20 protein-coding genes and 1 tRNA gene are annotated in these 21,498 nt (G+C 43.8%); 11 read left to right on the top strand and 10 right to left on the bottom strand.

The genetic code is table 11. The features are described 5' to 3' along the window. Nucleotides 1-67 precede the first annotated feature (67 nt). The 5 genes from C7475_RS28860 to C7475_RS33360 all read right to left on the bottom strand — a co-directional run bounded on the left by C7475_RS28860 (nt 68) and on the right by C7475_RS33360 (nt 3,571). A complete protein-coding gene (locus C7475_RS28860) occupies nt 68-370 on the bottom strand; it encodes a hypothetical protein (RefSeq protein ID WP_110056910.1) in 303 nt (100 codons plus the stop codon). A gap of 35 nt (nt 371-405) precedes the next feature. Beyond that, the gene (locus C7475_RS28865) at nt 406-1,653 is read right to left on the bottom strand and encodes a M57 family metalloprotease (protein WP_110056911.1); all 1,248 of its coding nucleotides are present in this window, start codon (nt 1,651-1,653) and stop codon (nt 406-408) included. A 192-nt stretch (nt 1,654-1,845) separates the two neighbouring features. Beyond that, nucleotides 1,846-2,244, bottom strand: coding sequence for a hypothetical protein (locus C7475_RS28870; RefSeq protein ID WP_110056912.1), 399 nt, complete (start codon nt 2,242-2,244; stop codon nt 1,846-1,848). 206 nt (nt 2,245-2,450) lie between these two features. Continuing rightward, complete coding sequence (locus C7475_RS28875) at nt 2,451-3,098, bottom strand: SEC-C domain-containing protein (RefSeq protein WP_110056913.1); 648 nt, start codon at nt 3,096-3,098, stop codon at nt 2,451-2,453. Nucleotides 3,099-3,205: 107 nt separating this feature from the next. Next, nucleotides 3,206-3,571 (bottom strand): hypothetical protein, encoded by a 366-nt coding sequence (locus C7475_RS33360; RefSeq protein WP_110056914.1) that lies wholly within the window; start codon nt 3,569-3,571, stop codon nt 3,206-3,208. A gap of 237 nt (nt 3,572-3,808) precedes the next feature. Between C7475_RS33360 and C7475_RS28885 the strand changes: the two genes are divergently transcribed. Together C7475_RS28885 and C7475_RS28890 are read left to right on the top strand one after the other, a co-directional pair. Next, nucleotides 3,809-6,334 (top strand): DUF4157 domain-containing protein, encoded by a 2,526-nt coding sequence (locus C7475_RS28885; RefSeq protein ID WP_110056915.1) that lies wholly within the window; start codon nt 3,809-3,811, stop codon nt 6,332-6,334. 2 nt (nt 6,335-6,336) lie between these two features. Continuing rightward, nucleotides 6,337-6,789, top strand: a complete 453-nt coding sequence (locus C7475_RS28890; protein ID WP_110056916.1) for a hypothetical protein — start codon at nt 6,337-6,339, stop codon at nt 6,787-6,789. 181 nt (nt 6,790-6,970) lie between these two features. Here C7475_RS28890 and C7475_RS28895 read toward each other — a convergent pair whose 3' ends face one another. The 3 genes from C7475_RS28895 to C7475_RS28905 form a co-directional block, all read right to left on the bottom strand. Beyond that, entirely contained in the window at nt 6,971-7,207 is a 237-nt protein-coding gene (locus C7475_RS28895; protein ID WP_110056917.1) for a hypothetical protein, read from the bottom strand. Between the two features lie 108 nt (nt 7,208-7,315). Further along, nucleotides 7,316-7,846 carry an NAD(P)H-dependent oxidoreductase gene (locus tag C7475_RS28900; protein WP_110056918.1) on the bottom strand — a complete coding sequence of 177 codons (531 nt, stop codon included), beginning with the start codon at nt 7,844-7,846 and terminating at the stop codon, nt 7,316-7,318. Nucleotides 7,847-7,907: 61 nt separating this feature from the next. After that, nucleotides 7,908-8,258 (bottom strand): helix-turn-helix domain-containing protein, encoded by a 351-nt coding sequence (locus C7475_RS28905; protein WP_110056919.1) that lies wholly within the window; start codon nt 8,256-8,258, stop codon nt 7,908-7,910. A 92-nt stretch (nt 8,259-8,350) separates the two neighbouring features. Here C7475_RS28905 and C7475_RS28910 point away from each other — a divergent pair, with 92 nt between their 5' ends. The 7 genes from C7475_RS28910 to C7475_RS28940 all read left to right on the top strand — a co-directional run bounded on the left by C7475_RS28910 (nt 8,351) and on the right by C7475_RS28940 (nt 15,779). Further along, nucleotides 8,351-9,388, top strand: a complete 1,038-nt coding sequence (locus C7475_RS28910; RefSeq protein WP_233259999.1) for an NADP-dependent oxidoreductase — start codon at nt 8,351-8,353, stop codon at nt 9,386-9,388. 94 nt (nt 9,389-9,482) lie between these two features. Then, on the top strand, nt 9,483-10,232 hold the full coding sequence (locus C7475_RS28915; protein WP_110056920.1) for an SDR family NAD(P)-dependent oxidoreductase: 750 nt from the start codon (nt 9,483-9,485) through the stop codon (nt 10,230-10,232). 119 nt (nt 10,233-10,351) lie between these two features. Then, on the top strand, nt 10,352-10,786 hold the full coding sequence (locus C7475_RS28920; RefSeq protein WP_110056921.1) for a hypothetical protein: 435 nt from the start codon (nt 10,352-10,354) through the stop codon (nt 10,784-10,786). Nucleotides 10,787-11,156: 370 nt separating this feature from the next. Further along, on the top strand, nt 11,157-12,593 hold the full coding sequence (locus C7475_RS28925) for a family 43 glycosylhydrolase (protein WP_199236310.1): 1,437 nt from the start codon (nt 11,157-11,159) through the stop codon (nt 12,591-12,593). A gap of 63 nt (nt 12,594-12,656) precedes the next feature. Beyond that, complete coding sequence (locus tag C7475_RS28930; protein ID WP_110056922.1) at nt 12,657-13,778, top strand: lipopolysaccharide assembly protein LapB; 1,122 nt, start codon at nt 12,657-12,659, stop codon at nt 13,776-13,778. A gap of 407 nt (nt 13,779-14,185) precedes the next feature. Beyond that, nucleotides 14,186-14,524 (top strand): helix-turn-helix domain-containing protein, encoded by a 339-nt coding sequence (locus tag C7475_RS28935; RefSeq protein WP_110056923.1) that lies wholly within the window; start codon nt 14,186-14,188, stop codon nt 14,522-14,524. Next, the gene (locus C7475_RS28940) at nt 14,514-15,779 is read left to right on the top strand and encodes a type II toxin-antitoxin system HipA family toxin (protein ID WP_110056924.1); all 1,266 of its coding nucleotides are present in this window, start codon (nt 14,514-14,516) and stop codon (nt 15,777-15,779) included. The genes C7475_RS28935 and C7475_RS28940 overlap by 11 nt, the downstream gene beginning before the upstream one ends. A gap of 71 nt (nt 15,780-15,850) precedes the next feature. On the opposite strand, the gene C7475_RS28945 is transcribed toward C7475_RS28940, so the two are convergent. Continuing rightward, nucleotides 15,851-15,924, bottom strand: a tRNA-Arg gene (locus C7475_RS28945). Nucleotides 15,925-16,022: 98 nt separating this feature from the next. Here C7475_RS28945 and ung point away from each other — a divergent pair. Beyond that, complete coding sequence (ung, locus tag C7475_RS28950; RefSeq protein WP_110056925.1) at nt 16,023-16,694, top strand: uracil-DNA glycosylase; 672 nt, start codon at nt 16,023-16,025, stop codon at nt 16,692-16,694. Nucleotides 16,695-16,791: 97 nt separating this feature from the next. Further along, nucleotides 16,792-20,289: a T9SS type A sorting domain-containing protein gene (locus tag C7475_RS28955; protein ID WP_110056926.1), complete on the top strand. Its 3,498-nt coding sequence runs from the start codon at nt 16,792-16,794 to the stop codon at nt 20,287-20,289. A gap of 70 nt (nt 20,290-20,359) precedes the next feature. Here the strand turns inward: C7475_RS28955 and C7475_RS28960 are convergent, their stop codons facing one another. Then, nucleotides 20,360-21,487 carry an efflux RND transporter periplasmic adaptor subunit gene (locus C7475_RS28960; RefSeq protein ID WP_110056927.1) on the bottom strand — a complete coding sequence of 376 codons (1,128 nt, stop codon included), beginning with the start codon at nt 21,485-21,487 and terminating at the stop codon, nt 20,360-20,362. Nucleotides 21,488-21,498 lie beyond the last annotated feature (11 nt).

Genomic DNA, 21,498 nt, shown 5'->3' on the forward strand with positions numbered 1-21,498 from the left:
TTGATGAGTAACGGTCCTTTGAACATACCCCATACATTTCTTCAGATACTGGATCCCCGCCTTATAGCTACAGCATAGTCCTGTAGCCGCCCTGCCATTGCCCGGCCCCATCCAAATACATCTTCTTTTCCTGTTTTACAGTAATTATAACGCCGGGACCCCGGTCCTGATCAAGTCCGCCTCTCCTCCGGTGACGCTCCATGTATACGCCATGTCTACGCCCCCTGCACGGCAGGTATCCCGGCTGCATGATCCCACCACATCCCTTGAATGTCACAGGAACCCAACCTGCTCCCGGAACTAACACTTCAATTCCCTGCATGCAAAAAGCGCGGCCTGAACCGCGTTTTTTGTCAACCTGTTGGCTCATGAAAGATGATTTTAAGCCCTTAGTCAAGGAACCTGCTACTGTGCGTTAAATACCCATCGCTGGTTGCCATCTCCGTTCCAGGGGAATGTGATGACCTTAACCCCATCATCAGTGGATGCATCATATACATCCAATACCAGGCCGTTAGCCCGGCATTCTATCGCAAACTGACCTGGTTGTACGCTCGTCACTTTCCATTGTTGTACGGTACTACCTGACCAGTTGAGCTGCATTACCTGTGGAGATAAGAAAGGGCTGATCCGGAAATACGACATTGACAGTCCGCTATGCAGCGCATCTATCCGATAGTAGCCGTTACCCAGGAATGTAAACTGCCAGCGCTGGTTATTATCGCCGATCCATGGATACTGGATCACAGCTGCACCCTGGCTCAGAGAAGCATCATAAACATCGAGTACCTTGCCGCTATGCATCGCAGTGATGCTGTAAACCCCGTTAGGTATTGGCTGTACGCCGCCATAGAGGTAGCGGAGTGCAACGATGTCATTTGCGGTAAAAGGACGGTCGACGTTTTGGACAAAGCAAGCCAGCATGAAGCTGTTCAGATCTGCAGCTGTAGGTGTACCCGGAATGTTAATAGCGCCTTCAGCGTTTTCTCCTTCATTGGGTTGGGATACCGGATTGCAACTGGTATTCCTGTTGAAGTAGTCTGTGTGACGCAGCCCTATACAATGCCCCATTTCATGGGCGACAATAGCGGCTATATATCCCTGAGGGGCGAAATTGCCGATGGCATCTACACTTATTCTGATAAGATTAAACGGATTTCCATCAGCTGTTGGGAATCCGGCTATACCCAGCCAACCATCCAGCCATTCGTTAATGATCCTTATTTCGCCATTGGCGCCAACACGGCTGAATGTGAGGTTCATAGCCAGCGCATTATACCGGGCTATAGCTTCGTCTACAGCCTGTACAAACAATGGAGGAAGGCCCTCAACGGAAACGGTGATCTGCCTGTTGCCATTAACAGCAATTAAGTTGTATGTCTTGTACTGTTCCGCTTCTGCGATCCGTAGTTTTTTAACATCCCCCTTTTGTTTAAACCATTCGTCCGGCAGGAAGATGTCTCCCTCTACAACATAGCCATCTTTTAACTTCTTAATGTCGTAGGTGCTCAGTCCCTCGCTTTTAATCCGGGAAAGGATTTCCGTTGGAATGCCGGCTTGTTGCTCAATATCGGGTTTACTTTCTTTCGTACAGGAAATGAGAAGGAGTGTGCATGTGAAAATGCATAAAAGGGTTTTTAACATGTGTTTCATCGTGGTAATTTGGAGATTAGGGTTATGAAAAATAGTTCAGGTTGAATTATATGGGTGTGCTCTTAAACGGGATAATCAAATCGTAACGCTACAGTTAAAGATAAATTGGTGTTCTTATAAAATGGTCTGAATATAGGCATCTCCGCCTTTAGACAGAGATGCCTGATGATAGTTCACAATAGAACGCAATAGTTAAAGAACGCCGCCGATGAACTCCAGGCAATAACCGGAAGAACAAGCCGTGCTGATATGGAAATAGACACCCGCAATGGATGTCTGAGCTTTCATCGCCAGCCCGCCCGCAAGATAATTTCCGGGAGAGCTTAAACTAAACGGATAAGTCCCTAACGAAGTCCCGCTCAGCGTACTGAATGTAATAGCATACGGGCTCGTTCCGCTGCCGCTTATCGAATAAGCAATGGTACCAGCTGGTTGACCCGCTCCCGGTGTACCGAAAGTGGTACCGGTGATCGGAAAAGAATACGTACGCACGCTCTTTTTGATCACAGGAACATTTGGATGGAGAGGAGCGAAGCTGGACAAGGAGAATAAAAGGCATAGCAGCAGTGAAATGGGAAACAACTTTTTCATAGCTAGTGGTTATTTACGTAAGGGTTAAAAAATGTCCTGACGAATATAAGTGTTTTTCGCGTTGCTGTAATTGCTAAAGATTGGCTAACGTGATAATAAAGAATATCAGCTTGTAAGTGAATGGACGCCAGATATAAACAGTGAAGCCTGCAAACGTTGCAGGCTTCACTGTTTACTCATATTTGAATAGTATCTGTCAAATAATATTACTCGTTGACTTTTGCAGCATTTTTCTTATCTACCGCTATCGCAGCTGCAAGATTCTTACCATGACACTGACTATAAGGCTTTGAGCTCTTACAGTAACATGGAGAACCGAACTTCCCGCCTTCGGTCAGAAAGAGCATTACGTTATTGGATAAGGTATCGTAATGATTATACATGTTCCCCGTGTAGGTATTGAAATTAATGTTATCGCCCTCAACTTCGGTACCATATTTCAACAGGTACTCTTTCATTTCCGAGATCATGATAGCATGTTCAACTAAAGGATTACTGGTAATATTCACCCTGATGTTACGCACCTGTTTATCTTCAGATGTGTATCTGTCGTCAGGGATAAACATTATTTTATCTAAAGCAACACGTGGTGGTGTGATGTCAATCAGATTCCCGTTATTGTCTTCCCATACAGCATAATGCTCGCCCTCACAGATAAAATCTCCCAGCCATATGGCCCAGCCGTAAACAAGATTCCCTCCATCTTTAGCAACTTTATCCCTTACGTTGCTGTAGGATTTTCCGATCTTGGCCCCGGGCACCGGCTGCACAGGTATAATTTCATGCTCATACGCTGACCCTATACGGTCAATAAGTTGCTGAACAGGTGTTGTAATCTCAATTGGACTTATCATGATGCAAAAATACAACACAATAGGTAAAATGGTATACTAACATTCGGCTAACCATCGGTATTAATTCAGCTCATACTTGCGTACCCACTTTAAGCTGTCGGGAAAGTTCATCCAGAATTGATCAAAGTCCCGCCTCGTGATAAGTATGCTGCAAAATGATGGCTCACTTTTCCTATATGCAAAGGAAACCGTTTGCCTATAAAAGAATCTACAAAGGCTATATGTACACCTGTGCGACCAGAGACGCTTTCATATTTTTTTCTATCAACCTCGTAATTGAAATGGAAACTTAGCTTGCGTTCTCCATAGTCCGAATATTTATAGGCAGTTATAAGACCTGTAGTTATCTGATGATTGTTTCGCAGGGAAAATTCCTTACAGATGCCGGCAATTACAAAAATAATGACAGGTCCAGCTACAAGTGTCGTTATGATTGCCTTACGTATTTTCCGTCTTCTCGCTGTTCTGTACATGTGCGCTCGTTAATAAAATTGATCGTCATGGCCGGTATCGGCATTTTAGTGAATGGCCGGTCACAGACATCAAATAATTTATCCGATAAAACTACAGAAACCTCTTAAATGATCTTCCCGTATTTCGTATTCAAAGAATCATTATCTTTGGCGAAACCACAGTAGTAAACAATAACCCCAAACCCCAACATCCGGCCTGATACTCAGGCATGAAAAATCGATAATGCTCAATTTACCATGAAATTTGTTTCTCGGAATCCATCCCGAACCCAAACCCGACCTCCTCAAACAAGTAATTCAGCGCCTTTCTTTTCTAAAGAAAACGGTCAGCATACACAGGCTGAATCTGATAATACGCCTTTTTTTACACCGGCGGTGAAAGAGCCGTTGTTACAGATGAAGGAAGAAGACACCTTGCCAGACAAGAAGGAAAAACTGCAACTGCAAACCATGGCTGCAGGAGGTAGCGACCATCCGGAAGATAATGATGCTGCATCTTCAGCAGTTGAGAGCCGCATCAACAATTCAAAAAATGGTGGTACGCCATTGCCGGAATCAGTCAAAGGTGACATGGATAGTGCTTTTGGCGCTGACTTCAGCGCTGTAAAGATCCATACAGATAGTGACGCAGTGCAGATGAATAAAGATCTGAATGCAAAAGCCTTCACTCATGGCAGCGATATCTATTTTAATGAAGGTCAGTACGACACAGGCAGTCAGGAAGGTAAACATTTACTGGCGCATGAACTTACACATGTTGTGCAACAGGGTGGTGCTACTTCCGCAAAACAGGAAGCCGTTACAGAAGCTAAATCACCCAAAATACAACGCAGTATCCTTGATGACGTAAAAGAATACCTGTCAGCAGGCTGGGAATTTATAAAGGGAATAGGCGCCGGTATCCTTGAATGGTTCGGCGATCTCTTTTCCGGCATTGCCAACCTCGTAGGACAGGCTTTTGAAGGTAATATAGGAGCGCTGCTTGCTGTTGCCGGTATCATCATCGTTATTATACTGGCAATTGTTTTCCCGGAAGTGGTCATTCCCGTATTGATAGGTCTCGGTATAGCCATGGGCTTTATATCGATGTCCTACTTCCTGTATATGATGTTCAGACCGGGACTTACCGCATATGAAAGAGGGAAGTACCTGGGTAAGGCCATTGTGGAAGCTGCCTTGATGGCTTTCAGTATTGCAGAAGCGCTTCGTTTCGTACAGGTATTTTCACAGATAGCAAGGTTGACGGAAGGAGTGGGGTTACTCCAGAAACTCCGGTTCGTAAGGAACCTGCTTCGTTTCGGTGAAACCGCCAAAGTATTGGAGCTCTTAACAGAAATAGGGGACATACAGAAAACACTCGATCTGCTCACTATGATCAAAGATGTCAATAAGGTCTCCAGCCTGATGGCATTGGCAAGAGGTGCAGGCGGTGTAGATGTCTTGCTGGACCTTCTCCGTGTGCCCGGCGTAACTGCAGATGATATCGTAGAATTTATGCGCTTTGCCGGAATGACCTTGCCCGACCTCAGAACATTGGCTCGTACCCCCGGTATGACGCTCGATAAACTGAGAGCACTGCTTGGTTCGGAACACATGACCGTTAACATACTGAAAGAATTGCTCGGTCGACCCGCTGTTACGGTCGACACCTTGCTTGAAGTACTCCGTCATCCCGGCATGACGGTACCCGACCTGAGAAGTTTACTGGCAGAGATGAGCATGACCAAACTCCGGCAATTGCTGAGTGTCAAAACCATGACCGTTGCAATATTAAAAGAGCTGTTGAGTAAACCCGGCGCCACTGCCGATTCCTTGCTTGCTATGTTAGGAAGGCCAGGCATGACCGTCAGCAGTCTGAGAGAGTTGCTGTCTGCCAACGGAATGACAATGAGCAAACTTGCAGATCTGTTGGCCGTTGATGGTATGACGATCGCAGAATTGAGAGCACTGCTCCGCCGCACCGGCATGACAACCGATCTGTTGACAGACCTGCTGACCAGACCGGGCATGACCCTCACTGATCTCAGGAACCTGTTGGCACGACCGGGTATCACACCGGAGATCTTACAGGAATTGCTGGCCCGTGCCGGCATGACCGTAGCAGACCTGAAAGACTTGCTGGCACTGACAGATGATGTTACGCAACTCCGTAGCCTGCTGAACCTTGTGCCTGATATCCCGACACTGAAAGACTATTTCGCATTGGCTGGTGGCCACGGACAAGGGGCCCCTTTACTGAACATTTTACAAAAGGCACATGCGTTCGGAGATGTAGCACGGGCAGAAGATCTGCTGATCATTGCCGGTGGTAGCGCAAATAAATTTACCGAACTGACAAATGCACTAGGTCACTTCGGACTGGCTACCGCTCCGGGTGGCACACCTGCTGCACTGCACGGATATAGTGCACTTAACCTCCGGCATTTCCAGGCAAGGCATACTTACGAATTCTTTGATTTTGCAGGCGTTATCGAAAACAATCCTATCAAGGCATCCAATACGCTCTGGCCTCGCGGTACCGATGTAGCCGTAAAAGTAGAAGAAGCTTTAGCGATCCTGGATGCGACTACGCCGCCAACAAGAATAATACCCTTTTCAAATCCACCGTTAATTGTTACTTTGTCCGACGGTACACGCGTACAGATCGGTGCTAATAACGCCAATGCGGTAGGACAGTTCTTCCCGGTACCTGACGCCTCTAAAGGTATTATTGATTTTACCAGAGATGAAATGCGTGCCTTTAAAAAACTATTATTACCATAACGATGATCAATATAACATTTCATATTTACCTCGCCGGTGGCGAAACCTGGGATGACACGACCCCGCTGCCTGCTCAACTGTTTGATGGTGCTGTAGCATTAGAAGGCGTTTTAAGGATTTTTGACAACGGTATACTTACCAATGAGATCGAAGACGAGCTTCCTGCCTTGATCAGAAACCTGTGCTTTTCCGTTAGTCGTGATCTGCAACATCAGGATCATGCGGCATATCACTTTCATAGTTATTTCGGACAGATTGATTTTTCAAAACAGGGAGAACATATATCAGTTGCGGGAAAGGGCATAAATACTGTTACCTATGATGCCCAGGATTTAATCGGGGCCTTGCAGAATTGTGGAGAGCGTTTTGTAAGCCTGTTGGAACAGTTGAAAGATACAGTTGAAGAAAAGGCGCCGATAGATAGTATGCTGGAAGCGATCAGGCTCCCAGGTTAAGAGTAGCATACGCAATTAGAGAGGCTAGACCTTACAGCTAAATAATTTTGTCACTTTCGTAAAGTTGGTAAGCTTTAGAAAAAAGCATGGCGAGTGATAAAGACCTGACGCTGAAGATAGCGGTATAATTTCAGAAGGCGTACGTGGAAGCGTACGCCTTCTGAAATTATCGTCACAGCTTCTATATGTCAAGCCCGCCGCTTAATGTCTTCACCTCCCTGGAAAGCACACTTTCATATTCCCGGTCCCGGGTTGCTATATCTTCGTATGACCAGATTTCGTAATGCTCTTTGGTAAAGTAAAAGCGTATCTGAAAATCGCCGGTCTCGCCGTTTCCGGCATTAATATGTGTTACCAGATCAAGGTTAACAATTCTTCCGGATGTCTGCTCTGTTGATGATTTAATGAAAGTTGCCATACTAATAATTTTAAGGGTTCACGAAACATCAGCTTGGTAACGCTATTTACCGTTATGCTAATTGTTTCTCATCATTCAAAGATGATACCAAACCAATCATGCCAGGTCTTATAAAGTATCCAGGAAATCCAGATATTGCGGCACGCTCTTTTCAATCCAGTCGGCTGAAGTGTTCAGTTCAATCCCATAATACGCAAACAGGGGCCGGTAATCCGCCTTGACATATTCAAAACTAAGTTCGAAGGGGCGCGTCAGATCTTCCAGGGTATACTTGTACCGTTCCGATGGCCTGTATTCATGCTCATCAATGCCTGCAGATATAGCCAGCGCGACTTTCTTCCCCGAAACTTTATAATCGCTTTTGCTTCCATATGCCCAGCCATAAGTAAGCACCTCATCTAACCATTTCTTGAATAACGGCGGACAATTGAACCAGTAAAAAGGAAACTGAAATACAATTTTGTCATATTGTTCAATCAGTTGCTGTTCAGCCTGGACGTCAATTCTTTCATCAGGATAAACTTCATAAAGCTGATGAACTGCATATTTCTCAGGATACTTATTGAGTGCTTCAATCCATCTTTTATTAACCGCCGAACTTTTAATATCCGGATGTATAACGACTACCAATGTTTTCATCTGATTACAATTTTCTGCAGCATATCCTTACCCTGGTACCTGGGATATATGGAAACCTGATCTAACTGTTTTCAACAATTACTCTTTTATGCTTTTTACCCCATTCGATCATGTACGTGATTAACGTTCCATATTCCTTTGCATATTCTGTGAATTCATACTCAATATTGGTAGATGCATCTACATCAACCTTACGTGTGATTAGTTTGTTTGCCTCTAACTCTTTTAAATTTAGAGATAACATTCGTTTTGTAATGAATGGAATACTTTGTTCAATATCCGTGAAACGCTTGTTCCCGTTACATATTGAATGAATAATGGGTAATTTCCATTTACCTCCGATCACATAGATGGTATCCTGTAAGGCCTTCACGTCTGCTTCGTCTATGTGAATTTTAACATGGTCTTGCATATTCTCTGATGAATTACTTATTAGTGAAGTTAGAAAGTTATACCAGCAAACTGATATTCTGATTTAACGTGTTGTCAGGTTAGGTATCAGCTATGATACTGGTTACAAAGTTATACCAATTTGATGATAACTTTGTACAAGAAGCTTATATAGAAGATATAACAATAACAATGAAAGCAATCATATTAAAAGGACAAGGGGGTGTAGACCAGCTATCGATGATAGAACTGCCTGTTCCTGAACCGGGGGAAAATGAAGTACTGATCAAAGTTAATGCTATTAGCATAAATCCTACAGATATTTACGCCAGACAAAATCCTGCATTGAACTATATTTTTAACAATGAAGATCCAAAAATATTAGGTTGGGATGTTTCCGGTGTCATAGTAGCTTTAGGAGATCAGGTTACCGACTTTTATATTGGTGACGCAGTATTCGGACTGCTGAACTTTCCAACACATACCACCCCTGGCCATGCCAAAGCATATGCAGAATATGTAGTAGCTAATAAAGCTGACATTGTACTAAAACCAGAAAATGTTTCTCATAATGAAGCCGCAGCTGCAGGAATGGCTGCATTAACTACCTGGCAGCCGTTGAGTAGAAAACCGATAAAGCCCGGCGACCGTGTTCTGGTGACCGCAGCAGGTGGTGGAGTAGGGCATTTTGCAATACAGTTTGCCAGGCATTTTGGTGCTTATGTTATTGCTTTGGCATCTGGATCAAAAAAAGAGTTGGTAATGAGTCTTGGTGCAAATGAATTCGTTGACTACCAAAAGACCAGCTTTTTGGATGTAATAGAACCGGTAGATTATGTTATTGAGGGACTGCGGGATGAACATATAGAGAAAACTCTTCGCATTGTAAAAAAGGGGGGCACATTGTTGAGCCTATGGTCCCACATTGAAGGAAGTAAGTGGGAAAAACAAGCTAAAGAACTTGATATACATGCCTTTTATAATGCTGTTGTATCAAGTGGAAAAGATATGATGGCCATTGCCGGTCTACTAAAGGATGGAGAACTTAAGCCTCATATCTCGAAAACATTTAAACTCGAAGAAATGGCTTTGGCTCACATGGAAATCGAAAAAAATCATACCGCTGGTAAAATTATTGTCAATCCTGCCTGATTTAAAAACAATAGGTTGTCGACATAACAACCTCATTTGTCTTACATAATTATCTGAAATAAACTATAAAATACAGCATAAAAAATTAATTAAAATGTCAACATTAAAAGGAAAAGTAGCCTTCGTTACCGGAGGAACCCGTGGAATGGGGAAAGCAATTGTAGAACGCCTGGCGAAAGAAGGTGCAATGGTAGCTTTCACGTATGTAAACTCAAATGACAGCGCCCGGAAAATTGTATCTGAAATTGTTCAGGCGGGGGGAAAAGCGTTAGCTATAAAAGCCGACGGAGCAATTAAAGGTGCTGTAGCGAATGCAATTGAAGAGGCAACAGCTACATTTGAAAAGATTGATATATTAGTAAATAATGCGGCAGTATCTGTGAACGGTCCCATTGAAACGGCTAATGAACGAACCGAAGCATATAATGCCCAAATAGATGTAAACATTCGTTCAGTTGCAGAAGCAGTAAGGACAGCACAAAAGTATATGCCCGATGGAGGCCGCATTATAAATATTGCTTCCGTTGGAGGGATCAGAATTGGGGGAGCGGGTATGTCAGATTACATTGCGACTAAAGCTGCGGTTTCGGCTTATACCAGAGGTCTGGCATGGGATCTTGCCCCGAGAAAAATAACGGTGAACAGTGTGGAACCGGGAGCTACCGAGACAGATATGCTGATCAACGCTGATAAGGCTATTCGCCAGCACCTTATGAATTCTATACCACTGAAACGCTTTGGGCTCCCTGAGGAAATAGCGGGACTGGTTAACTTCCTGGCAGGAGACGAAGCAGGATATATCACAGGAAGCAGTTTTAAAATAGACGGTGGAATTACTGCCTGATTGCGATTGAATTTAACTTCGGTTATATTACAGCGCCCAATAGGACAAAGTTTACTCAAAGCTTTGTCTTATTGTCATTGAATTTCGGACACTTTAAAAATTCAGCAAAATAAAAAGAATTGAAAATAAAAGTTACAGTATGTGAACTTAGTAATGATAGAAATCAATTTGCAAAAGATTGGCAACAGCTTCGGGGCTACCTCGCAAATAATAAAACTGATCTGTTACTTTTACCTGAAATGCCTTTTTATACTTGGTTTGTCAACAATAAGCAGGTATCAGAGAAAATACAGAAGAGAAGTGTGCAGGAACATCAGCTTTGGATAAAGGAAGTAGAAAAACTTGAAGTAAAATATGTTATTTATTCTGCTCCTGAACTTGCAGGCAGAAAATTCTATAATACAGCCTATATATTCCAAAAAGGGAAAGGACATCAGAGAATACATACAAAAGCACTATTTCCAGAGGAACCTCATTTAAAAATCCCGTCACTACGGAAAGGAGAATGTAGATATATTATTATGCCCAAGAGCTACAGGAAAGTCATCTATTGAACAGTGGCTACTTTGTGGAAGAACTTCAGCAATTGTATCAGGAGCATATTGCTTAAGTTCCAACCGATCCGGACACGGAGATAATTATTTTGAATGGGGAGGTACAGGCTGGATTATCGAGCCCAGGACAGGTAATTTACTTGATTCTACTAATCAGGAAAGGAAATTTGTTACACTCTCAATAGATCTGAAAAAAGCAATTGCGGCAAAAAAAGAATATCCACTTAACGTCAGCAACCTTTAGAATTGCACGTTTTCTTTAGAGTAAACTTAAATCTGTATTCATATCCACCCCTAATCTTTACTTTGTCTGACGGTCGGTTTACAAATAAATATCTTACATTGTTGGAAATCCATAAATTCCTTGTTCGTGATTAAATCTATCACTCTTTCTATTATAGCAATTTTAATATTCCTGTCTGCGATCGGGCAGGTGAAGAATTTTTCCGCTTCGGGACAGCAGATCACGAAATTCGATCATGCGGGAAATGCAGTGGACGCACATGATGGAATGATAGCTTATTTCAATGGTACTTATTATTTGTATGGGACCAGCTACGATTGCGGCTTTGAATGGAATAATAAAATAGCGCCATTTTGTGGGTTCAAAGTATATTCTTCAAAAGATTTAGCCAGTTGGAAGGATGAGGGGTTCCTGTTCGATGCACAGAACCCGGTTTGGCAAACAAGGTGCGATGGTAAAACTTATGGTTGCTTCAGACCGCATGTGGTCTACAATCGAAAATACGGACAGTACGTACTTTGGATCAATGTTTACGATAATGTTATTGGCTATCGTGTGTTCACTGGCAAATCGCCGCTAGGGCCGTTTGTAGAGGTGGCGGAACCTGAACTGGCCACTAACAACAACATGCCTGCAGCCGGTTTAAATAATGGCGACCACGATCTGTTCGTAGATGACGATGGCACCGCATATCTGGCCCTTACAGACTGGAGGGCCAAAGGGTCAATCGTTATAGAACAGCTAAAAGACGATTATTTAACTGGCACCGGCAAAATAACAGCTGTAATTACAGACGGTCAGACGGAGGCCCCGGCGCTGTTTAAACGAAATGGAACTTACTACGTCACCTATTCTGATCCGAATTGTGGCTATTGTTCAGGAACAGGCACCTCATACAAGTCTGCTTCATCGGTCGCTGGGCCCTGGTCGCCTGCAAGAAAGATAAGTGACAACTCCTGCGGTGGCCAACCCTCATTTGTATCAACTATAAAACTACGTGAGGATACTATTTTCCTCTATGGAAGTGACTTGTGGAATAACGCGGCTAAAAACGAGGCGCTCGCTAATTTTTACTGGGCGCCCCTGTCATTTGATCCAGATGGATCTATTAAGCCGATGGAATGTTTGAAATTTTTCAGGGTAACGAATAAGAATACGGCTCGAAATGAAGACAGCTCAAAAATATTCAAGGCGGTTTGTGAGATCAAAGGCCAGGACAAAAAAGTACAATCCTTTACAGCAGATCGCACTGGAAAAATAAACCGCTTCAATTTGACAGTCCTGAAAAGTGGGTATCCAGATGCCGGGTTAATAGTCGATTTCTATGATATTGAAGGCGGTCAGCACCTTTTTCTAAAATCATATCAGATTTCGACAGATGCGATCGGATGGTCCGCTAAGAACGTAGTTCTCAATCCAGGCATTGAAATAAAGAAAAACAGATCGTACCAGTTTGTTCTTCGTACTGAATCAACCACTGGCTGTTTCGGTTATGCGAAGCAGGTGGCGGGCTATGATAGTAACAGCGCACCTGGTGTCAGGTATAGTTACATAATTGAATAGAACAAATGCTGCAGGGAATATCCGATCCTTTTATTACTTTTATGGCATATCTATCGCCTGACCATGAACTATAATATCTCCGTACGGTATATCTTTCTGTCCTTTATTTTATTTGCTGTATCCTGTTCTGAGCCGGAAAAGCCAGTCACAAAGGAAGAAGCTGCTAAAGTCGCTGCTTCGCTGGCACAAGCCGTTGCGCGTCATAGCGACAGCCGGTTTAACGAGCTGCTGGATGTGGACGCCATTGAAGAAAGGATCTTGGACCAGGCTGGTAAAAAGGTCGACCGGCAAATGGTGACACGGGGTATGAAAACGCTGAGATCTGGTGAATACGGTAAAGAAATCGTACGGAACATCGGCAACAAAGGGTCTTACGAGCTGGTAAAACAATACGAAAAGGACAACCATCAGCACTTGATTTTCCGCCTGTATAATGACCAGCTGAACTACCACGATCTATTGCTTATAAAAAAAGGGGATAAGGTCAGAATAGCAGACATTTTTATTTATACTACAGGAGAAAACTTAACCACCACAATAGCAGAATCACTGCGATATATAAATGAACAGGCAGATGCATCCGACGTACCTAAAGATATCCTCCCCAGGGTGCAGCTGATAAAAAAACATGTCAATACAAATAACTTTGAAGTTGCTGATAGTCTGTTTAAGACACTGCCCCCGATACTTACGGAGCAGAAACTCTATAAGATCATGTATATCCAAATTGCCAGTGGCCTGAGTAGTGACAAATACCTTTCTGCATTGAACAAGCTTCAGCAGGAATATCCGGATGCGCCCAATATGTACCTGCTTATGATCGACGCCTATTTCCTGAAGAAAGATTTCGACGGCGCAATGAGATCTGTTAATAGCCTGGACTCTCTTATCAATAAAGACGCCTTCCTGGATTACTACCGTGCATTGATCGCCAAAGAAAATATGGACAAGGCTCAAAAGCTGGTTTATCTGGAAAGATTGCATAAAAACCTGCCCGCTTTTGACGCCGGTACATTGGAGCTCATCTTTGCCTATTTAGAAGACGAACAATGGGACAATGCAGTGCCGCTCACGTTACAATACAGAAAAAGTAAAAAGGCCAATACAGAGGTCCTTGATATTTTGTACGGGAACTATCCTGTGTTTAAGAAGAAAGTTGACGCCGCCGCAGGTGCAGCATCTTAATTCATCAATTCTATCCTTACCAGCCAACTGGCAAGGAGGGAACCCGATGCCACTGCTCTCATTTTTATACCCATATTCTCCGTTCTCCTGAAATTGAGTGATGTGATTTTGTGATATTCCTGTAGATGATAGGGCTATCATAACTGTTAATACCAGTAATTTTTTCATAGGATATAAGTAAGTCTGCGAGGCTGAAATATACCTCGCCGTTAAAGAAAAGCTAGTGTAGGTAAAGCGCATCACTTCAGGATGTAAAGGCGCCCCTTTCCCCAGTTGATGGTTGAACGTACGATTCAGACACATAAGTAGTTGTTTATGTATTGATAACAGACAGTACGAGGTCTTCTATTGTAATAATGTTTATTTTAATGAACATTTCGGTATATTTGTCAATAGTATTGAACATTATGAAAGAGTCTGTTACTATATTACCCAGGGCTCGCAAAGTGCTGCAACAAATGGGGGAAAACATCCATCTAGCCAGAAGAAGGCGAAAAATAAGTGTTCAGCAAGTGGCTGATAGAGCTGGCATAAGCCGGGCTACTCTTTGGCAAATCGAAAAAGGAGCACCTTCTGTTGCCATAGGCAATTATTTTATGGTATTACTGGTACTAGGATTAGAAAAAGACTTCTTAAAACTGGCAGAGGATGATAAACTTGGTCGTAAACTGCAAGATGCAGGATTAGTGACCAAAAAACGAGCACCGAAGCGAGGTACAAAACAAACTGGAGAAGATGCAGAGTGATAAGACCATATATGTATATGCAGATTGGGAGGGGCTTACTGGAGCACCTCTATTAATGGGCATGCTAAATAGCGTGCATAGCAAGGGTAAAGAGATTTTTTCCTTTGAATATACAGAAGCCTGGCTTGCATCTGGCAATGGCCAAATATTAGACCCGGATCTTCAATTTTACGAAGGTCGTCAGTATAGTGGAGGCGATAAATTAAACTTTGGTCTGTTTCTCGATTCTTCACCCGATAGATGGGGCCGGGTATTAATGAAAAGGAGGGAAGCTATCGTTGCAAGGAAAGAAAATCGTAAACAGACTACATTGTTCGAATCCGATTATTTATTAGGCGTATACGATGAACATCGCATTGGTGCATCGCGATTTAAATTAGATCCGACAGACAATTTTGTAAGCTGGGAGCAGGAATTTGCAGCGCCCCCCTGGACATCACTTCGGGAGCTTGAACAAGCCAGTCTTCAATTAGAACAAGATGATTTCGATGATGACGAGGCGCTAAAATGGTTAAACATGTTGATGGCGCCAGGATCATCCCTGGGTGGTGCCCGACCTAAAGCAAGTGTAAAAGACCCGAACGGTCATTTGTGGATTGCCAAATTTCCCAGCGGAAATGACATTGTTGATATTGGAGCATGGGAAGCAGTCGCTATGGAAATAGCTACAAATGCAGGGGTAAAGGTAGCGCCATTTAAAGCTCAGAAATTTTCTAATAAGCATCATACTTTTTTAAGTAGACGCTTTGATCGCAATACTAATGGAGGAAGAATTCATTTTGCATCAGCCATGACCATGCTTGGCTATACTGACGGTGCTGATTATACTACAGGTGTAAGCTATTTGGAATTGGCAGAATTCCTTATAAAAAATGGAGCGAATGTAAACAACGATCTGGAAGAACTTTTTCGCAGAATTGTTCTAAATGTATGTATAAAAAATACAGATGATCATTTACGCAATCATGGATTTCTATTAACGGACCGGGGTTGGACACTTTCTCCTGTATATGATGTTAATCCATTTCCTGATGGAACAGGGCTTACACTAAATATTTCCGAAGAGGATAATTCGTTAGATCTGGATTTAGTGCGGTCAGTGTGTCCATATTTTCGGATATCTGCTCAGCAAGCTGAATCGATCATCAAACAAGTATTAACCGCAGTCAAAAATTGGAGAACAGTCGCGCTACAAATGGGTCTGCCTAAACGGGAACAAGATTTAATGGAAAGAGCTTTTACAGATCACATATAATCTAATAAGAGCTTAGTAAAACGATGTATAAAAAGAAAACCCGCCACTATGGCGGGTTTTGTCCTCTTTCGTGAACCGGATTGGATTCGAACCAATGACCTGCTGCTTAGAAGGCAGCTGCTCTATCCAGCTGAGCTACCGGTCCGGATTCTCCAAATTTCCCTATATTTATCGTTTAATTTGGGAGTGCAAATCTATGGAAAATTCCCTTAATAATTCAAAATAATTCTAAAAATAGATTCTATGGAGGTTAAAATCGAGCCTAGCTGGAAGGAAGTCCTGAAAGATGAGTTTCATAAAGCCTATTTCGAAAAGGTCGTAGTCGCCCTCAAACACGAAAAAGCTGCCGGACATACCGTTTATCCTCCCGGGAACCTGATATTCAACGCTTTTGAGAAAACCCCGTTCGACAAGGTAAAGGTAGTTTTATTAGGCCAGGACCCGTACCATAACCCCGGACAGGCCCACGGATTGTGCTTTTCCGTACAGGATGGAGTTAAACCGCCGCCCTCCCTGGTAAACATCTACAAGGAAATGAAGGACGACCTGGGATTACCCATCCCTCCAGGTGGAAACCTGACAAAATGGGCGGAACATGGGGTACTGATGCTCAACGCTATGCTCACGGTAAGAGCCAATGAACCTGCTTCCCATAGCAAAATAGGGTGGGAGGACTTTACCAATTCTGTGATCAAAAAGGTATCTGACCTGAAGAAAGATGTCGTTTTTATCCTCTGGGGACGTTTTGCCCAGGACAAACAGGTCCTGATAGACGCAACCAGACATCATATACTGAAAGCAGCCCACCCGTCACCGTTTAGTGCGGACAAGGGCTTCTTTGGCTGTAAACACTTTTCTAAAACGAACGAAATACTGTCAAAAGCCGGCATTGAACCGGTCGACTGGAGCCTGTAAAGGAAAATAACGGCCACCTGTGGGGTGGCCGTTACCTCACCTATGCCTTCTTGTATATAGGATATTTGCAATATCTTCGCGCCTTATCCTATATTCTATGCATAAACGAAGCATTCTGATCCCATTCTTCATTTGTATAAGTATTTTTAAATGCTTCTCCCAGGCAGGTACTATCGATTCTTCATTCGGTCAAAATGGTAAAATAACCGCCAACTTCGGATTCCCTTATTTTAGTATCAACGCCGGATGTATACAGCAGGACGGGAAAATCATAGTTGCCGGCAGCGTGTTGAACGAATCTTTAGATAATCTGCTGATACGCTTTCTACCGAACGGACAACTTGATAACTCATTCGGAAATGGTGGTATAGTCTATACTGATATCTTCGACGATGATGGAGTAAAAACAGTTATTTCATTACCTGATGGCAGTATCTTCACCGCAGGTTTCTCCGATGTACATGCTGGAAGCATCTGTAAATATCATGCAGATGGTACTGCCGATAACAGTTTTGGTGAGAACGGCAGAACGTATGTTGGAACCGCAGATGTCGGTTCGCAACCGGATATTAAGATACAGGCTGACGGTAAAATACTTTTTAGCGGCAACGATGGGTCTTTCAGGGTCCACAGACTTAAACCCAATGGCTATGAAGATTCTCCGTCGGAATTTCTCGGAACAATACCTGATTCTTATGGCAAACATGCATATGAAACTAACGCGCTGTTCCTGCAGGCAGATGGAAAGATAATCGCCAGTGGCATAAGGCACCTTGCCAGTTCATATGAAGCATTTATTATAAGACTTGATAGCAAAGGTATCATTGACACCAGCTTTGCAAACAAGGGGGTGGCAACCGGAAACATCTCTGCTGCGACATACGGCAGTGCATTGGTACATATGGATAATGAGGGCCGGTTTGTATTAACTGCAGTCAAAGTTATTGGTGAAGATGACACTGATACGATAGCGATAATGAGATTTACCGCCGATGGTCAGAAAGACCTTACTTTTGGCGATAACGGCAGCAAAAACTTTGAGAGAATTACTAACAACATATGGTATCATAACTATGTGAAAAGTTCCCTGCAGGATAATAAAATTCTCCTGGCCGCTACTATACCCGGACAAAAAGGCCCCACACAATCCGCTGTACGACGGTTAAATGAAGATGGAACTATAGATGCCGCTTTCGGCGCCGGAGGAACAGCTATACCCTTACAGCTTCCGTTTATGAACGAAGCTGCTCTGGCGTTATCTCAGCCAGATAAAAAAATAGTGGTTGTTGGATATGGCTTCGTAAACGGACGTTTCTCAGTGGTAATGACCCGGTTTCTTCCCGATGGAGCTCCCGACCTTAGTATGGGTACAAATGGCGTCGCATCCGTAGCAGTAGGTACCGGTATTTTGCACAATAGCGTTGCACAATGCGTAAAACCATTGGATGATGGTAAAATACTGGCGGCAGGATATGCCCGGAATGGCCCGGGCTTTAGTATCGTGCTTACCAGGTTTAACGCCGATGGCACTACTGACAACCAATTCGGCAATAACGGATATACTTATGAAAGCGTTAATGATATGAGCCTCTCATCAAGACTGGAGTTTGAATCGCTCGGCATTACAATGGCGATGGTTACAGATAAGAGTGGGAATATTTACATACCGGCGGGCTCTATCAACAGGTTCACAGGCGAGTCTGAAGTGATGCTTTTTAAGTTTACACCGGATGGAAAACCTGACCCCGAATTCGGTAACTACGGAAGAAGAGAGATAAATATTCAGGAGCGAAAAAGTGAGCATCCCCTTGGCCTCGTACTACAATCTGATGGAAAGCCTGTAATAGCTGTTGATGTAGCAAGCGGAGTCGCATATCACGGAGATCTTGATAATATAACGTATGAAGCGCTCATACGCCTGAATACCAATGGAACTATTGACAGTACATATGGCGTCAATGGTATTTACAGGGAAATGCGGCTCAAAGAAACCGGAAATATGCACCAGGGGAATCAGTCTGCAAGACTTGCAATTCAGCCGGATGATAAAGTAATCTTAACTGGTAGTCTGGAAAATGATCTCATAAGCAAATACGCCCTGGGAAGATATACAAAGAATGGTACACCCGATACAACTTTCAATGGCGGACGCCTGATGGCGGAATTTGACCTGGGTGGCGGTCGTGCTAGGATTTCGTCTGTCGCCGTACAACCCGACGGCAAAATATTAGCCGGCGGATTAGCAGATCTTACACAAATATGCGTTACGAGATATCTGGCAGATGGAAATTATGATGCTTCTTTTGGCAACAATGGAAAACATGTCGTAGCATCTTATTCAGATGTTGCCAACAATATTGTCCTGCAGCCGGATGGTAGAATACTGGCAATGGGTCGCAGAATAGAAGAGAGCTCACCGGTATTCGATAAGTCATACCCGCAGATACTCAGGCTTATATCCGATGGTACTCCCGACATAACATGGGGGTATGAAAAAGGCCTTCTTACCCTGGAAACTCCCCCTGATAACTTTATCGCCACCAGCTCACTGGCAATAGAAAAGGACGGACGGTTATTACTGGCTGGCGCTACCCTTACCGACAATTTCGTCATTTATGCGCTCAGAAATGAAATGGTGTATTGTAACACACATATTGCTGATGCCGGCCCTGATACTGTAATGTGCCGTGATAGTGGTACGAAGATCGGTCTGATCGGTGATAACCTTAATTTATATAGCTGGAGCCCGTCCTATGGCTTGAGCAACCCTGATATCGCGCAGCCTGTTGCAAACCCATATAGTGACTACAGTTACGTATTGACAGTTACCTATCCCGATGGCTGTAAGGCAAGCGATACAATGCTTGTAAAGGTATTGGACAGGCCGGTTGCAACAGCTGGTCGCAGCTTTAGTATATGTGCCAGCGACAGCGTAACACTGGGAGGCAACAATACTGATACATATACATACTCCTGGACATCTTTACCTGCAGGACTTGTATCTTCCGCAGCCAGACCAGGCGTAAGACCTCCGGCTACTACCATGTACTATGTTTCAGTAAATAATGGGAAATGTTCAAGGACGGACAGCACCATCGTAGAAGTTGCCAATCTCACTACTCCCCGAATTGGCAGATATAATCTGGATTTGATAGTCTCAGGTATCGACGGCTCAGCAAGTTATAAATGGCAGGTAAAACAAAGTGATAATACATGGAGAGATGTTGGTACCGGTACAGTTTTCAGACCTGCGGCTGACGGTACTTACAGGGTAATTGCTTCTGCTGGTGATTGCAGTAAAACCTCCGAACCATTCATCTTATCTCAGTCTGCAGCTCCAGCTGCAGATATGGTTAATCACCTGTATCCTAACCCTGCCACAAACGTATTCACACTCGAAGATATCAGTCTTTCCGAAAACTGGGAAACACTGGACGTCATTCCGTTGGCTGGTGGCCAGGTGTTGTTAACTTACGACATAGCCGGAAAGACTGAAATCAATGTAGATATCAGCCGTCTCAATAAAGGTTATTATCTGGCAGTGCTGAAGCGAAAAGGAGGATCACCGGAAACAATCAGATTTATGAAATTGTAATAACATATAAGTTTAAGGGCTGACCAACCGGTCAGCCCTTTTTCTGTTTACGATCTGGTATAGCTAGGAGTTATTCTTCGTCACCACTATTTTTCATCTTCATCAGCAACGCATAAGCATTCCTGGTCACAACCCTGGTACTGGTATCAACCCCAGGGGCGGAGAACTGTTCCTGACCCTCATGGATATTCCCCGGAGTAACCTGTACCATCTCAAAAGTGTGCTGCCCCTTATCAGCAAATACATAAAAGTTATTCTGCCAGCGAACGATCGCCGCTTCACTAACAGTTAAGGCCGTGGCATTGTTTACCGCCACTTCCGCATTCATGAACATCCCTGGCAGGAGGGAGGCGTCAAACTGGTGGAAATGACAATGAACGGTAGCCATCCGGTCCTCGTCAAGGTTTTTGCTGATCAGCAGGATCTCGGCGGTATACTTTTTATCCGGATGCTCATTATTGTATGCAACCACCTTTTGCCCTACGGAAAGCTGGTTCACGTCTTTCTCGAACACACTTAAGGCCAGGTGAATGTCATTGGGATTTACTAATTCAAATAGTACATCCGTAGGAGCCGTGTACTTGCCGATATTGACATTCACCTTGGATACAAACCCGCTGATAGGCGAAAGGATATTAACGCTCTTGGAGATGTTCGCGGCATTCAGGTGCTGCGGATTGATCCCGATCAGCTCCAGTTTCCTGGCCAATGCCTGCATGGTGATCCGCTGACTCTCCATCTCTGCCTTACTCTGTTGAAGCACTTTATCGCTGCTGGCTTTACTGGCGTTCAGTTCCTGCTGACGCTTGAACTCCGTATCTGCAAAGGTGAATTTCTCTTTAGCGAGGAGGTAATCCTGTTGCAGCTGGATGAACTGCATATCTTCCAGCACGCCTAACACCTGTCCTTTACTGACGTGTGCACCCGGCAGCAGGTCTGTCCTTTTCAGATATCCGCCTAAGGGAAAACTCACGCTTACGGTACTCTGAGGAGGTACGTCGATTGTACCCTGCAGGCGCAGGGTACCGCTAACGGCCATAGTTGAGGGATAACCGGTTTCAATGCCGGCATTTTTTATCTGTTCACCGGTAAGCGTAACCACACTGCTATCGACAGATGCTTCTGCAGCCGGTTCCTCGGTGGTCTTATGGCTGTTACAGGCAACGAACAGAAGATATAAGAAAAGATATTGTCGCATGTCTTGATTGA

This window comes from Chitinophaga sp. S165, from assembly GCF_003182155.1.
In the GTDB taxonomy this organism is placed as follows: domain Bacteria; phylum Bacteroidota; class Bacteroidia; order Chitinophagales; family Chitinophagaceae; genus Chitinophaga.